Below are 15025 nucleotides of genomic sequence, written 5' to 3' on the forward strand. Positions count from 1 at the left end.
TTCGAATCCGATGAATCCTTTGATTGCTGCTCATGCGGTTGGCCGCGATGGCCGCACTGCCTTGTCCGTGAACGTGAACAAGGTGGCTCTGTTGCGCAACACGCGTCACCTCGGCATCCCGAGCGTTACACGGGCGGCCCGGTTGATCCTGGAGGCCGGGGCGCAGGGCATCACCGTCCACCCCCGGCCCGACGAGCGCCACATTCGGGGCTCCGATGTCTTCGAGCTGGCTGAGCTGCTGCGCGAGTGGCCACATGCCGAATACAACATCGAGGGCAACCCCTTTCACAACCTGATGGACTTCATCCGGCAGGTGCGTCCGCATCAGGCCACGTTTGTGCCCGACACGGTGGGGCAGTTCACTTCGGATCATGGTTGGAGCTTGCCTGCCGATATCGACAAGCTGCGCCCCCTGATCGACGAAACCAAGTCGCTCGGCGTGCGGGTGAGCCTGTTCATGGACCCGATCCCTGAAGCCATGGCGCATGCCCGCGCGGCGGGCGCCGATCGCGTCGAGCTCTACACCGAGGCCTACGCCAGCGCGCACGGCAAGCCCGAGGGGGCTGCCGTGCTGGCTCGCTACGTGCAGGCCGCCGAGGCCGCGCTGGCGGCGGGTTTGGAGGTGAACGCCGGCCACGATCTGAGCCGCGACAACCTCACCGACTTCTTGCGCGCCGTGCCCGGCGTGAGCGAGGTGTCGATCGGCCACGCGCTGATCGCCGATGCGCTCGAGCTGGGCTACACCGAGACCGTGCGCGACTACCAGCGTTGCATCCAGCGCGCGTTTGCGCCGCAGCCGGCCCAGCCATGATCGTCGGCATCGGCATGGACTTGTGCGAGATCGCGCGCATCGAGCAATCGATCGAGCGACACGGCGATCGTTTTGCCGAGCGCGTGCTGGGCGCCAACGAAATCGTGGTCTACCGCGAGCGCCTGGCGCATGGCGGCAAGCGCGGCGTCACCTACCTGGCCACGCGTTTTGCGGCCAAGGAGGCCTTTGGCAAGGCGCTGGGCACCGGCATCAGCCATCCCGTGACCTGGCAGCGCTGCGAAGTGCTCAATGGCGACAAAGGCCAGCCCGTCATCGTGCTCAACGGCGAGCTGGCGACCTGGTTTGCCGAGCAGGGCTTGCGCGCGCACGTGAGCCTGTCTGACGAAACCAATATGGCGGCCGCTTACGTGGTCGTCGAAAAAACCTGAACCCCACACCATGACCACTGCATCGCTTCACGCTCCCTTGGTGCTCGACATCGCGGGCCTCGAACTCAACGCCGACGACCGCCGCCGCTTGCTGCACCCGCTCACGGGCGGCCTGATCCTGTTTGGGCGCAACTGGGCCAGCCGTGGGCAGTTGATCGAGCTGTGCGCCGAGATCAAATCGCTGCGGCCCGATGTGCTGATCTGCGTGGACCACGAAGGTGGCCGCGTCCAGCGCTTCAAGACGGACGGCTTCACGCACCTGCCCCCGATGCGCGCGCTGGGCGAGTTGTGGATGCAAGACGCCCTGACCGCCACCGACGCTGCCACGGCTTGCGGCTACGTGCTCGCGGCCGAGCTGCGCGCGTGCGGCGTCGACCTGAGCTTCACGCCGGTGCTCGATCTCGATTACGGCGAGAGCTCGGTGATTGGCGACCGCAGCTTCCACCGCGACCCGCGCGTGGCCACGATGCTGGCCAAGAGCCTGATGCACGGTCTGCTGCTGGCGGGCATGGCCAACTGCGGCAAGCACTTTCCGGGGCACGGCTTCGTCAAGGCCGATTCGCATACCGAGGTGCCGGTGGACAAGCGCAGTCTCAAGGCCATCCTGGCCGATGACGCCAAGCCCTACGAGTGGCTCAGCACCTCGCTCACCAGCGTCATGCCGGCGCACGTGATCTATCCGAAGGTCGACGCGGCGCCGGCCGGTTTTTCGTCGCGCTGGCTGCAAGACATCTTGCGCATCGAGCTCGGCTTCACGGGCGCGATCTTCAGCGACGACCTCAGCATGGAAGGCGCCAGCGTGGCGGGTAACCACACGCAGGCGGCCATCGCGGCCCTGAACGCGGGGTGCGACCTGGTGCTGCTGTGCAACCAGTCCTTGAACGGCGGCAAGCCGGTGGACGACTTGCTCGACGGCCTCGACCGCGCCTTGGCTAAGGGGAAGTGGGAGGCCAACCCGCAGAGCGAGGCACGCCGCCTCGACTTGCTGCCGCAGACCGCCCCGCTCACGTGGGACGAGCTGATGGTGCACGCGCCCTACATGCAGGCGTTGACGCGACTGCCCTGAGCGCTGCTTACTCGGCGTCGTGGGGCGACAACAGGGGCTGCCACTCCGGCCCCGTTGCGGCCTCGATGACGATGGGGGCCTGACCGCCGCTGCCTGGTAGCTCCACCCGACTGGCGTGCAGCCACAGGCGCGGTGTGCCCAGCCAGGCCGCCACGGCGCGGTTGTGTGCGCCTTTGCCATGGGTGCTGTCGCCCACCAGCGGATGGGCGATGTGCTTGAAGTGGCGGCGGATCTGATGGCGACGGCCCGACAGCGGTTCGACTTCGATCAGAGCATAGCGGCTCGACGCGTGCCGCCCGTCCGGGAACGGCCACTCATGGCACAGCAGGCGCCGGTAGCGCGTGACGGCCGGCAGGCGCACCTGGCCGGCTGAGGGCAGCTCGGGGTCGCGCGCCAAGGCGTAGTCGATCTCGCCCTCGGCAGGCGGCCAGCCGCGCACCAGCGCCAGATAGCGTTTGCGCACGAGCCCGGCTTCGAACGCCGCGGTCAGCTGGCGGGCGGCGTCCACGTTGCGGGCGAAGAGCAGCACGCCGGACGTGGCCTTGTCCAGACGGTGCACGGGCCACAGCCGCAGCCCGAGTTGCGCTTGCAGCACGTCCCACGCGTTGCGGTGTTCGTGGGCGTCGAGCCCCGAGGGGTGCACGAGCAGGCCGGGTGGTTTGTCGATGGCGACGAGGTGCTCGTCGGTGTGCAGCACCCGCAGCGGCGCCTCATGGGGCGTGCTGGATGGCCCGTCGATGGGCTCGTGCATGTGCTCTCTCAGGGCTTCGCCAGCAGGTCTTGCGCTTCAGGGTGACGTTTCATGTAGACCTGAACGTAGGAGCAAACGGGGCGCACTCGATAGCCTTGGCTGCGGGCCCAAGCGATCGCAGCCGCCACCAGTGCGGCGGCGATGCCGCGGCCTTCGAGTGCGCTCGGCACCACGGTGTGCGTCATGGCCATCACGGTGCCATCAAGCTCGTAGTCGGCGCGGCACAGCAGGCCATCAACGGTAGCCTCGAAGCGGCTGCTGCCAGGGTTGTGCGTGACGGGTACGGTGGGTGAGGTCATCGGTGTCCTTTCAATGGTTTCGAGCGTGATCAGACCCAGCCCAGCGCGCCGAGCAGGGCGCCCGCACCGATCAACCACAGCAGGTGCAGCTTGCTGCGCCACACGATCAAGGCTGTGACCACGGTGAGTACAAGGGCGCGCCAGTCGGCGGCCGGTGGGGCCAGCAGCCAGCCGGTGGCGGCCACCAGGGCCAGCGTGAGCGGGGCCATGCCGACCTTGAAGGCTTGCACGCCGCGCCAGTCTTCGCGCGCCCGGCCCCAGCGGGCCACCAGCAGCGCCAGCGTGGTGGACGGCAGCATGATGCCGAGCATGGCCGCCAAGGCGCCCACGATGCCGGCGACCTGAAAGCCGAGCACGCCGACGAACAGCACGTTGGGGCCGGGCGAGGCCTGCGCCAGCGCCATCGCGGTGGTGAACTGGCCATCAGTGAGCAGGTGGTGCTGCACCACGAGCAGGCGGTGCATCTCGGGCGCCACGGTGACCGCGCCGCCGATCGACATCAGCGACATCATGAAAAAGTGGCCCAGCAGAGTCAGGCACAAGTCCCACGGCAGATGGGCGAGGGCGCCAACGGCGGCGGTGCTCATGAGCGTGAGCCTTTGAGCTGGGCGGCGGCTTGTCGGCCCAGCACCCACCAGGCCCAAGCGCACGCCAGCGGCCCGGCCGTGAGCAACAGCGGCAAGAGCGGCACGCGTGCCCACACCACGGCGCCGAACATCGCGGCGCCCAGCACGCTGCTGCGCACCACCCCGAGCGGGCTCGACTTGATTTGCGCGCCGAGCTTGAGCGCGGTCCCGCCGATCAAACCGGCCGCTACCGCGCCCATGCCGTGCAGCGCACCGGCCACGGCGGGCACATGGGCAACGTGCCCAAACAGCGCGGTGACGATCAGCACCGTGACGAGCGGCAAAGTCATCATTCCGGCCAGGGCGGCGAAGGCGCCGCGCCAGCCGAAGAAGCGGTCGCCGATGATCAGCGACAGATTGCAGACGTTGGGCCCCGGCAGGATCTGCCCGATCGACAGGATCTCGACGAACTCGGCTTGCGTGAGCCAGCGGCGCTGCTCGCACAGCACCCGCTGCGTGATGGCCAGCACCCCGCCAAAGCCTTGCATCGCCAAGCCCGAGAATGCCCAGAACAGCGCGATGGGCGAGGCGGGGCGGGGGCGATCGGCTTCGGACATCGTGGTGAGCTTACCGCTGGGCAGCGTGCCGCGTCAGCCGTACACCGTGACGACCTGGTAACCGTAGGCGGCCAGCGTGCCGTCCGGGGCCCACAGGGCCGAGCGCTCGTTGACGTAGCCGTCGCGCACGGCGATGGCCTCCTTGTCGACGCGCCACCAGCCCTGGCCTGCCAAGCCGGGTGCCAGCGGGCGCAACTCCAGCGCCCACGACACCGAACTGGCCGGGCCGGGCTTGGTCAGGCGGCCGAGCGCCGGCGTGGGGGCGGCGTCGGCGAAGATCACCGCGAGCACTTCGTCGAGGTGTGCCGTTTGCGGGTCGATCTCGCCAGCGTGCAGCTGCATGTAGATCTTGGTGTCCCATCCCGAACCGCCCGTGAAGGGCAACGCACCCTGCGCCATGCGGAAGTCGATGTGCTGGGTGAAGGCCGGCGTCAGGCCGGGCAGATAGGGCAGGGCGGGCACGTCGTCGGGTTGGACGTCAATGGCCGGCATCGCCGGGTTCAGCTCGGGCAAGGTGCTCTCGCGCGGGCCGGCAAACACCCCGATGAACACGGCAGCGGTTTCGCCGTTTTGCCGCAAGGTGGCCTGTACCTGGCGCACGTTCTTGCCTTCGCGCAGCGTGTGCACGTCGATCTCGCCCACGCCTTCGGTCATCGGGCCGATGAAGTTGGTTTGCAGCGCCCGCAAGGCCACGTCGGCCGGCCACTGCGGCCCGGCGATGTCGCGCATGGCCTGCACCGCCAGCGCCGCCATCAGACCGCCAAACACGGTGCGGCCCTGTTGCCAGTCCGCGGTGACCGGAAAGCGCAGGGTCTGGCCTTGAATCTGGCGTTGTTGCAGCAGCGAATACAGGTGGACGGCAGGGGCGGCAGACATGCGCAAGACCTTTCAGGACGGCTCGTTTGTCAAATTTGAGGCACATTATCGAACGATCGTGCTTTTTTGTCCGACACGAGGGCGCAAACCCTTGTGGGCTGAGTGACGAAATCACGCCCAGGCCCCGATTGGTCTCTGCTTTTCTTGTTGTTTGAAGGATGTCGATGTCTGCTGACCAGCCCACCGTCTCACCGGCCTATCACCCGCGCCGCGTGGCCCGCAGCCGCTTCGTCAAGGTCCGCATGCTCGACGTTCACGTGCACGAGTGGGGCGACCCCAGCCTGGTCACGCCAGAGCGGCCGGCGGTGGTGATGGTGCATGGCTGGATGGATGTGGGTGCGTCGTTTCAGTTCGTGGTGGATGCCCTGCAGCAAGACCGCTACGTGATCGCGCCCGACTGGCGCGGCTTCGGCCTCACGCAGGGGCCGGCGACCGACAACTATTGGTTCGGCGACTACCTGGGCGACCTCGACCTGTTGCTCGACGCCATGAACCTCGGCACGCCCGAGCAGCCCATCGACCTGGTGGGGCACAGCATGGGCGGCAACATCGTGATGACCTACGCCGGGGTGTGCCCGAAGCGCATCCGTACGCTGGTCAACCTCGAAGGCTTCGGCATGCCGCGTACCGACCCGAAGGATGCCCCCGGGCGCTACGCCGGCTGGCTGTACCAGCTCAAGAACCCGGTCGACTTGAAGGACTACGACAGCCTCGACGCCGTGGCCGCGCGTATGCAGAAGAACAACCCGCGTCTGCCGCTCGATCGCGCTCGCTGGCTGGCCAACCACTGGGCCCGCCGCACCGAGGCGGGGCGCTGGGTGATCAACGGCGACCCGGCGCACAAACGCATCAACCCGCAGCTCTACCGGGTAGAAGAGGCGCTGGCCTGCTGGGGCGCCATCACCGCGCCGGTGCTGGTGGTCGATGCCGGTATTGACGAGACCAAGCGCTGGTGGGGCGACGCCTACCCCCGCAGCGAGTTTCACGAGCGCTTGAAGGCCGTGCCCGATTCGCGTTGCGCCACCATTCAAGACGCCGGCCACATGCTGCACCACGATCAACCTGCCGAACTGGCTGAACTGCTCGAAAACTTCTGGTCGGCCGGGGTGCCATGAACGCGCGATTCGGGTGTCTTGCGTGAGAAAATGTCCGGCTTATTACGGTTCAGATCGAGCCGGCTGAGGACACGAAAAAATGGACATCGAACACATCAACGCCCTGGGCACCCAACTGGCCGACCTCACGCAGCGTACCCAAGAGCTTCGGAGGTATCTTTGACTGGGATGACAAGTCCCGTCGCCTGAGCGAGGTCAACGCCGAGCTCGAAGACCCTGCGGTCTGGAACGACTCCAAGCACGCTCAGGCCCTAGGGCGCGAGAAGAAGTCGCTCGAAGACGTGGTGCTGGTTCTCGAATCGCTGACCAGCAATCTGGCCGACAACACCGAGCTGTTCGAGATGTCGAAGGCCGACGACGACCATGCGGGTCTCGAGGCCATTGCGGCCGATGCGGCCAAGTTGGCCGCCGACGTCGAGCGACTTGAGTTTCGCCGCATGTTCAACAACCCGGCCGACCCGAGCAATTGCTTCATCGACATTCAAGCCGGCGCCGGCGGCACCGAGGCCTGCGACTGGGCGGGCATGCTGCTGCGCCAATACCTGCGCTACTGCGAACGCAAGGGCTTCAAGACGACGATGGAAGACGAAACGCCGGGTGACGTGGCGGGCATCAAGAGCGCAACCATCAAGGTCGAGGGCGACTACGCCTTCGGCTTGCTGCGCACCGAGACGGGTGTGCACCGCCTGGTGCGCAAGAGTCCGTTCGACTCGTCGGGTGGGCGCCACACCAGCTTCGCTTCGCTGTTCGTCTACCCCGAGATCGACGATTCGATCGAAATCGAGATCAACCCTGCCGACGTGCGTACCGATACCTTCCGTGCTTCGGGCGCGGGTGGTCAGCACATCAACAAGACCGACTCCGCCGTGCGCCTGACGCACATCCCGACCGGCATCGTCGTGCAGTGCCAGGATGGCCGCAGCCAGCACAGCAACCGCGACGTGGCGTGGCGGCGTCTGCGGTCCCGGCTGTACGACTTTGAAATGCGCAAGCGTCAGGAAGAGCAGCAGAAGCTTGAGGACACCAAGACCGACGTGGGTTGGGGTCACCAGATCCGCTCCTACGTGCTGGACCAGAGCCGTATCAAGGACCTGCGCACCAACGTCGAGATCTCCAATACCCAGAAGGTGCTGGACGGCGATCTCGACGCTTTCATCGAAGCGAGCCTGAAGCAAGGCGCGTGATGCGCCGGGCTTCGGCCCTTCCCGACCTGTCTGCCAACCGTTCGAACAAGAGAAACCACCATGATGCGTGAAGGCACAGCTCCCCTCGTTCGCCGCGCCGACTATGTCGCCCCGGCCTACTGGATCAAGACCGTCGACCTGACGTTCGACCTCGACCCGGCCAAGACGCTCGTCATCAACAAGATGACGCTCGAGCGCAATGCTGCCGTCGAACCCGGTTCGCTGCGACTCGATGGCGAAGACCTCAACCTGACCCGCGTGCTGGTGAACGACGAATCGGTGTCGTTCCGCGTCGAAAGCGGTCAACTCGTGCTCGACAACCTGCCCGATGGGTCGTTCCGTCTCGAAGTGCGTACCACCGTGGCGCCCGAGAAGAACACGCAGCTCTCGGGCTTGTACACGTCGAGCGGCGGCTTCTTCACGCAGTGCGAGGCGCAGGGCTTCCGCCGCATCACGTACTTCCTGGATCGTCCGGACGTGATGGCCACGTTCAGCGTCACGCTCAAGGCCGACAAGGCCAAGTACCCGGTGCTGCTGTCCAACGGCAATCTGATGGAAGGCGGCGACATCGACGGCGGCCGCCACTACGCCAAGTGGCACGACCCGCACCCGAAGCCCTGCTACCTGTTTGCGCTGGTGGCGGCCGACCTGGTGGCGCGTGAGCAGCATGTGTGCACGCGCTCGGGCAAAGACCACTTGCTGCAGGTTTACGTGCGCCGGGGCGATCTCGACAAGACCGAGCACGCGATGAACTCGCTCATCGCGTCGCTCATTTGGGACGAAGCACGCTTCGGCCTGCCGCTCGATCTGGAGCGCTTCATGATCGTCGCCGTGAGCGACTTCAACATGGGCGCGATGGAAAACAAGGGCCTGAACATCTTCAACACGAAGTACGTTCTGGCCAATCCGGCCACGGCCACCGACGTGGACTACGCCAACATCGAGAGCGTGGTCGGCCACGAGTACTTCCACAACTGGACGGGCAACCGCGTGACCTGCCGCGACTGGTTCCAGCTCTCGCTCAAAGAAGGCCTCACGGTCTTCCGCGATCAGGAGTTCAGCCAGGACATGGCCGGCAGCCCCTCGGCGCGCGCCGTCAAGCGCATCGAAGACGTGCGCCAGCTGCGCCAGTTCCAGTTCCCCGAAGACGCGGGCCCGATGGCCCACCCGGTGCGCCCCGACAGCTATCTCGCCATCGACAACTTCTACACCGCGACGGTGTACGAAAAGGGCGCCGAGGTCGTGCGCATGATGCACACCCTGGTGGGCCGCGACGGCTTTGCCAACGGCATGAAGCTCTATTTCGAGCGCCACGACGGCCAGGCGGTGACGTGCGACGACTTCGCCCAGGCGATTGCCGACGCCAACCCCGACAGCGAACTGGCGCGTCACCTCGACGGCTTCAAGCGCTGGTATGCGCAGGCCGGCACCCCGCGCGTGAAGGCTCGCGGCGAGTACAACGCACAAGAGCGCACCTACACGCTGCATCTCAGCCAGAGCTGCGCGGCCACGCCGGGCCAGCCCGCCAAGCTGCCGTTCGTGATTCCGGTGTCGGTGGGGCTGCTCACGCACGACGGCAAGAACCACCTGCTGCACATGGCCGGTGAGTTGCTGCCGGGCACCAGCCAGCGCGTGCTGGTGCTCACCGAGGCCGAGCAGAGCTTCACCTTCGTCCACGTGCCCGGCGAGCCGGTGCCTTCGCTGTTGCGCGGATTCTCGGCGCCGGTGGTGCTCGAATGCGAACTCGACGACGACGCGCTCTTCACCCTGCTGGCGCACGACGAAGATCCGTTCAATCGGTGGGAAGCGGCCCAGCAACTGGCGCAGCGCCGCATGCTGGCCGCGGTCAAGGGCTCGGGTCACGTCGATCTGGACGCCCGCTACGTCGATGCGCTGCGCCACGTGCTGCGCCACCACGAATTGGATGCGGCCTTCAAAGAGCTGCTGCTCACGTTGCCGTCTGAAAGCTATCTGGCCGAGCAGCTTGACGTGGTCGACCCGCAGCGCATTCACCAAGTGCGCGAGGCGCTCAAGCAGCAGCTGGCGCATGCCCTGCACGACGACTGGGTGGTGGCCTTCGAGGCCAACCAGATCCACAGCGGCTACTCGCCCGACCCGGTCAGCGCTGGCCGCCGCGCGCTGGCCAACTTGGCACTTGCGAACCTGACGCTCGATGGCACCTTGCGCGCCAACCCGCTGTGGCCCGGCCGCGCCTATCAGCGCTTCAAGGATGCCACCAACATGACGGATCGCCTCGGTGCGCTGTCGGCACTGGTGCATGCACACGCCGAGCTGGCGGCTCCGGCGCTGGAGCGCTTCCGCGAGATGTTCCGCGGCGAAGAGCTGGTGATCGACAAGTGGTTTGCCTTGCAGGCCACGGCGTCCGAGCGCGACGGGCAGGTGTTTGCGCGTGCCAAGGCGCTGCTGCAGCACCCCGACTTCACGCTGCGCACGCCCAACCGCGCTCGCAGCTTGCTGATGGGGCTGTGCCTGATGAACCCGGCCGCCTTCCATCGCACCGATGCCGCTGGCTATGTGTTCTGGGCCGAGCGCGTCATCGAGATCGATGCCATCAACCCGCAACTGGCGGCTCGCCTGGCGCGCGCGCTCGACCGCTGGAAGCAGCTCGCCGAGCCCTACCGCACGGCGGCCCGCGAGGCAATCGCCCGCGTGGCGGCGCGCAGCGAGTTGTCGGACGACGTGCGCGAGATCGTCACGCGCGCCCTGCAAGATTGAGTTTTCAAGAGTGAGTCGAACATGAGCAAACAAGTCAGTCTGACCCAATACCTGATCGAGCAGCAGCGTGAGGAGGGGCGGATCCCGTCGCAACTGCGTCTGCTGATCGAAGTGGTGGCCCGCGCCTGCAAGCGCATCGCCATCAACGTCAACAAGGGCGCCCTGGGCGATGTGCTGGGCACCGCCGGCACCGAGAACGTGCAGGGCGAAGTCCAGAAGAAGCTGGATGTGATCGCCAACGAGGTGCTGATCGAGGCCAACGAGTGGGGCGGTCATTTGGCCGCGATGGCGTCTGAAGAGATGGACGACATCTACGCCGTGCCCAATCGCTATCCGCAGGGCGAATACCTGCTGCTGTTCGATCCGCTCGATGGTTCGAGCAACATCGACGTGAACGTGAGCATCGGCACCATCTTCTCGGTGCTCAAGCACTGCGATGGCTGCGCGGTGTCGGCCAACAGCTTCTTGCAGCCCGGGGTGGCGCAAGTGGCCGCGGGCTATTGCGTCTACGGCCCGCAGACCACGCTGGTGCTGACCGTGGGCAACGGCGTAGCGATGTTCACGCTCGACCGCGAGCAGGGCTCGTGGGTGCTCACGCAAGACGGCGTGAAGATCCCGGAAGACACCAAGGAGTTCGCCATCAACATGTCGAACATGCGCCACTGGGCCCCGCCCGTGAAGCGCTACATCGACGAGTGCCTGCAAGGCAAGGAAGGCCCGCGCGGCAAGGACTTCAACATGCGCTGGGTGGCCTCGATGGTGGCCGACGTGCATCGCATCCTGACCCGTGGCGGCATCTTCATGTACCCCTGGGACAAGCGCGAGCCCGACAAGCCCGGCAAGCTGCGCCTGATGTACGAGGCCAACCCGATGAGCTTCCTCGTCGAGCAAGCCGGGGGCGCGGCCACCAACGGCACGCAGCGCATTCTCGATATCCAGCCCACCAAGCTGCACGAGCGCGTGAGCGTGGTGCTGGGCTCTAAAAACGAGGTGGATCGCGTGACGGCGTATCACCGCGAGGTTTGATGATTTCGTAGGGCACGAGACACCCTCGGGTTGGGCCCGATGGTGCCGTGCCGGCATGCCTTCGACCATCGCGGGCATGTTTGCCACGGACGGTTTTCAGCATTACCTCTTGGCGCTTGAGCGCGATCTGTGGTTCGGTCGCCTGCCCAGGCGTTTGACAGATCAGATGTTGCGCAACGCAGAGTTGCGCCGTTTGGTCGATAAGCAGTCCCTGTTTTTGCGCGGCGATGCGCCCAGCGGCTTGTATTGCGTGCTCGAAGGCGGCATGCGGGTAACCGGGCTCACCGATGCTGGCAAAGAGGCCATCTTGACTCTGCTGCAGCCGCTGGCCTGGTTTGGTGAAATTGCCCTTTTCGATGGCCTGCCGCGTACCCACGATGTGGTGGCCGAGGGGGCGGCAGTTTTGCTGCACGTGCCGCAGCCCGCGCTTGATGCGATCCTCGCTCAATGCCCTGAATATTGGCGCGAGTTCGGGCTGTTGATGGCGCTCAAGCTGCGGTTGGCCTTTATCGGCATCGAAGATCTCTCGCTGCTCTCGGCTGATGCGCGCATGGCGCGGCGTTTGGTGTATTTGGCTCAAGGGCGGATGCCGCAAAGAGCGGCAGCGGTGCCGGTGGGCATCGATGTGAGCCAAGAGCAGTTGGCCTTGATGCTCGCGCTGTCGCGCCAGACAGCCAACAAGATCCTCAAAGGCTTTGAGCAAGACGGTGCCGTGCGGGTGCACTACGGCCATATCGAGGTGCTCGATCTGGCCAAACTCAAACAACTCGGCGGCGTGTCGGCGCACGAAGAAGCGCTCACGCAGAGTCGTCCGGGCTTGTTTTGATCCCTTGAACGGGCCGCAGCCCTAGGGCTATCCCGTGTTTGTCGCACTGGCGACAGATGGGTGGATTGCGCATCATCAATATTGCGCAGCTTCAGACCACCACGAGGAGACTCCCATGAAGATAAGCGCGCAAGTGATCAGCGGCGCCGTAGTGCTGGGCGTGGCCTGGCCGATGGCCGGGTTGGCGGCGGCACCGACTTTTCCGAACCAGGAAACCATCTGCACGTTCAACGCGGCGCGTGAGCAACAGCGTTTGGCGTCGGCGGCCAACTTTGCCGATCCGGTAGTGCAGAGCATCATCGTCAACGGCGCACAGGTCTGGGCTGCCGGCAGCAGCGCAGCGCCCACGCTCAAGCCGGGCGATATCGTGACGCTCAACGGCAGCGGCTTTGGTGCCGGCACCGATATCGACTTCAGCAAGATCATGGTGGGCAACTCGCGCGTGCTCGAAACCGACCTGGTGATGTACGAGCAAAAGCTCGATCTGACCTCGACGGTGAATTACGAAACCGGCGCGGTACGCAGCAGTTGGCCGAAAGACGTGCTGAGCTGGTTTGACACGCAGGTGACCTTCCGCGTGCCCGCGCATGCCAGCAAGGGACCGCTCAAGCTGCAAGTGCAAAAGCGCACCGGCTACAACCTGTCGCTGCTCAAGTCGGGGCCGCACAACGTGATCGACGCGCAGGTCTACCGGGTGCCAGCACCCGCGAGTGCGAACTGCGATGTGGTGTCCACCTTGTCTGAGATCACCAAGGGCGTGAGCATCCCGGTGGCGGTGAGCAACCCCAGCTTCAGCAGCATGGTGACGCTCGGGCGGCAGATCTTCTGGTCGTATGACTTCAACCTGGGGTTGAGCCACAAGTTCAAGAATCTCGACTGGAACGCCATCCTGAGTTACGGCGCCACTGACCCGTACACCCGCAAGGCCGCCGACCCGACGGCGCTGTTCGGTGCCTACAAGATCAACGCGTCGGAAGTGCCGGCCGAGGCCTACACCGACGTCTACTTCGACCCTTACCCGCAGCTCAATCCCACACCGGGGTTCCTGACGCTGGCGCCGCAGCTCACCAAGGGCAACACCAGTTCGAGCGGCTGGGTGGGCTACCGTTATGCCGAGTCGTCGCACCCCATTTTGGGCAACGGCAAGTGGGTGGGTTTCAACTGTGCGTCGTGCCACGGCTATCGCATCAGCTACGGCAAGGGCAGTTCCACCGTGACCAAGGTGTTTCCGGGGCTGCCCAACCCGCTGTGGTCGATGAAATGGTCGGTGCTGGGCACCAACTACCTGCTCACCACCACCGCGAACTTCTCGTTCATCACGGGCAACGAGCCGGGGCCAGCCTGGGCGCCGGGTACCGCCGCGGTCGACAAGACCTCGCTCATCTACCACATGCCGGCCGGCGCGGCCGAGGCCAAGTTGATACGCACCGCGGGCGAGGGCGGGTTGTATGACAACGATTACGTCTTCAGCCCGGTCGCCATCCCCAACGTGACCAACCATCTGCCGATTCGGCGCGCGTTGTCGCACACCGAGTCGTATGTGGGCTTCGAAGGCTCGTACATCCACGCCGAGGAGCCCGACGGTGCCATGGGCTCGATGGACGCCAATTCGCTGAAGGCGCTCACGGCCTACATGTCCACGCTCGACGCCAATGACGATGACTTGCGCAACGTGGGTCTCTATCGCTGGCTCAAGACCAACGGCAAGCTCGCCACGCAGACCGGCAGCAGCGCCACGACCGAAGGGGCCTTCGTGCAAAGCGGTTGGCAAAGCTACCCGGCGGTCAGCGCCGTGGTGGCGCAAGGCAAGGCCTTGTTCACACAGGCATGTGCCAGCTGCCACAGCGATCAGGTGGGCGCCAACACCAACGAGCGCATGATCCGCCTCGACCAAGTGGGGCGCTTCTTCGCGCCGACCGACTTCCAGCGCAAGCAGCAGTCGATCCGCGCCACCTTCCTGCGCGACCTCTACTGGGTCAGCTCGCGGGGGCTGCTGAGCGACGGCCACGTGCGCAACCTCGAAGATCTGGTCAACCCGGATCGCTGCGTTGAAGGCTCGGGGCTCTACAACCAGTACTACACGCTGCACGCCCCGGTGCGGCCGGCAGCCGGCACGCCCGATCAGCCGACGCCGGTGCCCGACCTGAACCGCAAGGGCGATGTGTTCCGCGTGCCGGTGTCGAAGAACTCGCTGCTGGACTACACGACTGCTCCGGCGCGCAACCGGTTCGTCGAGCGGCACAAGTACTTCGTCAAGGTCAGCTGGGACGCCGACAACTACTACTGGGACTACCAGAAAATGCGTCGCGAATATGGCCCGGCCGAAATGGGCTCGAATGCTCCGATCGGGCTGCCCGCCACACCGCACCCCTGGTGCGCAAAGAGCAGCGGTGACGTGTCAGCGCTGGTGCAATATCTGCTCACGCTTTGATCGAAGAATCGGGGCGGTCGAATGCCCCGTTTTTAGAATAGAATGCGCGCTTCGGTTGCCGGTGTAGCTCAGTCGGTAGAGCAGCTCATTCGTAATGAGAAGGTCGAGGGTTCGATTCCTTTCTCCGGCACCAAGAAACACAAGGGTTAGCAGGTTCGCGCTTGCTAACCCTTTTTGTTTTTCTGCGCTCATGTAGCCAACTTGCAGCGGATTTCACCTTTTGGTTGTGACCTGCCCCCTCCCGCCGTACCACTGAGGCGGAAGTCCGGGTTGAAGATTACTTGATCTCGTTGCTTGAAGCTGGTGGTGGCTGGTTCTTGGTGCGATGGCGC

14 protein-coding genes and 1 tRNA gene are annotated in these 15025 nt (G+C 65.4%); 10 read left to right on the top strand and 5 right to left on the bottom strand.

All coding sequences use genetic code 11. From position 1 onward, the window contains the following. Positions 1-10 precede the first annotated feature (10 nt). The 3 genes from ACE3SS_RS05295 to nagZ are packed head-to-tail and all read left to right on the top strand — an operon-like array spanning position 11 to position 2266. The gene (locus ACE3SS_RS05295; RefSeq protein ID WP_374592088.1) at positions 11-811 is read left to right on the top strand and encodes a pyridoxine 5'-phosphate synthase; all 801 of its coding nucleotides are present in this window, start codon (positions 11-13) and stop codon (positions 809-811) included. Next, on the top strand, positions 808-1200 hold the full coding sequence (gene acpS / locus ACE3SS_RS05300; RefSeq protein WP_374592090.1) for a holo-ACP synthase: 393 nt from the start codon (positions 808-810) through the stop codon (positions 1198-1200). Before ACE3SS_RS05295 ends, acpS begins: the two co-directional genes overlap by 4 nt. A gap of 10 nt (positions 1201-1210) precedes the next feature. Next, positions 1211-2266 (top strand): beta-N-acetylhexosaminidase, encoded by a 1056-nt coding sequence (gene nagZ / locus ACE3SS_RS05305; protein WP_374592092.1) that lies wholly within the window; start codon positions 1211-1213, stop codon positions 2264-2266. Between the two features lie 7 nt (positions 2267-2273). On the opposite strand, the gene ACE3SS_RS05310 is transcribed toward nagZ, so the two are convergent. The 5 genes from ACE3SS_RS05310 to ACE3SS_RS05330 are packed head-to-tail and all read right to left on the bottom strand — an operon-like array spanning position 2274 to position 5375. Beyond that, on the bottom strand, positions 2274-3017 hold the full coding sequence (locus ACE3SS_RS05310; protein ID WP_374592094.1) for a pseudouridine synthase: 744 nt from the start codon (positions 3015-3017) through the stop codon (positions 2274-2276). Positions 3018-3025: 8 nt separating this feature from the next. Next, complete coding sequence (locus ACE3SS_RS05315) at positions 3026-3316, bottom strand: GNAT family N-acetyltransferase (RefSeq protein ID WP_374592096.1); 291 nt, start codon at positions 3314-3316, stop codon at positions 3026-3028. A 29-nt stretch (positions 3317-3345) separates the two neighbouring features. Continuing rightward, the gene (locus tag ACE3SS_RS05320) at positions 3346-3903 is read right to left on the bottom strand and encodes a chromate transporter (RefSeq protein WP_374592098.1); all 558 of its coding nucleotides are present in this window, start codon (positions 3901-3903) and stop codon (positions 3346-3348) included. Then, complete coding sequence (locus ACE3SS_RS05325) at positions 3900-4499, bottom strand: chromate transporter (RefSeq protein ID WP_374592100.1); 600 nt, start codon at positions 4497-4499, stop codon at positions 3900-3902. Before ACE3SS_RS05325 ends, ACE3SS_RS05320 begins: the two co-directional genes overlap by 4 nt. A gap of 33 nt (positions 4500-4532) precedes the next feature. After that, the gene (locus tag ACE3SS_RS05330; RefSeq protein ID WP_374592102.1) at positions 4533-5375 is read right to left on the bottom strand and encodes an acyl-CoA thioesterase; all 843 of its coding nucleotides are present in this window, start codon (positions 5373-5375) and stop codon (positions 4533-4535) included. Between the two features lie 164 nt (positions 5376-5539). Here ACE3SS_RS05330 and ACE3SS_RS05335 point away from each other — a divergent pair, with 164 nt between their 5' ends. The 7 genes from ACE3SS_RS05335 to ACE3SS_RS05365 all read left to right on the top strand — a co-directional run bounded on the left by ACE3SS_RS05335 (position 5540) and on the right by ACE3SS_RS05365 (position 14826). Further along, the gene (locus ACE3SS_RS05335; protein ID WP_374592104.1) at positions 5540-6490 is read left to right on the top strand and encodes an alpha/beta fold hydrolase; all 951 of its coding nucleotides are present in this window, start codon (positions 5540-5542) and stop codon (positions 6488-6490) included. Between the two features lie 79 nt (positions 6491-6569). Beyond that, positions 6570-7674, top strand: a protein-coding gene (gene prfB, locus ACE3SS_RS05340) for a peptide chain release factor 2 (RefSeq protein WP_374592106.1) whose coding sequence is annotated in 2 segments (ribosomal slippage) — positions 6570-6650 and positions 6652-7674 — 1104 coding nt in all. Because the reading frame shifts where the segments join, the coding sequence is not laid out codon by codon here. 63 nt (positions 7675-7737) lie between these two features. Further along, entirely contained in the window at positions 7738-10410 is a 2673-nt protein-coding gene (gene pepN / locus ACE3SS_RS05345) for an aminopeptidase N (protein ID WP_374592117.1), read from the top strand. Between the two features lie 21 nt (positions 10411-10431). Further along, on the top strand, positions 10432-11436 hold the full coding sequence (locus ACE3SS_RS05350) for a class 1 fructose-bisphosphatase (protein ID WP_374592108.1): 1005 nt from the start codon (positions 10432-10434) through the stop codon (positions 11434-11436). A 55-nt stretch (positions 11437-11491) separates the two neighbouring features. After that, positions 11492-12262, top strand: a complete 771-nt coding sequence (locus ACE3SS_RS05355; protein ID WP_374592110.1) for a Crp/Fnr family transcriptional regulator — start codon at positions 11492-11494, stop codon at positions 12260-12262. A gap of 115 nt (positions 12263-12377) precedes the next feature. Next, a complete protein-coding gene (locus ACE3SS_RS05360; protein WP_374592111.1) occupies positions 12378-14693 on the top strand; it encodes a hypothetical protein in 2316 nt (771 codons plus the stop codon). 57 nt (positions 14694-14750) lie between these two features. After that, positions 14751-14826 (top strand) — tRNA-Thr (locus ACE3SS_RS05365). The last annotated feature ends 199 nt before the right edge of the window (positions 14827-15025 follow it).

This window comes from Aquabacterium sp. (assembly GCF_041915145.1).
Classification (GTDB): Bacteria; Pseudomonadota; Gammaproteobacteria; order Burkholderiales; family Burkholderiaceae_C; genus Aquabacterium.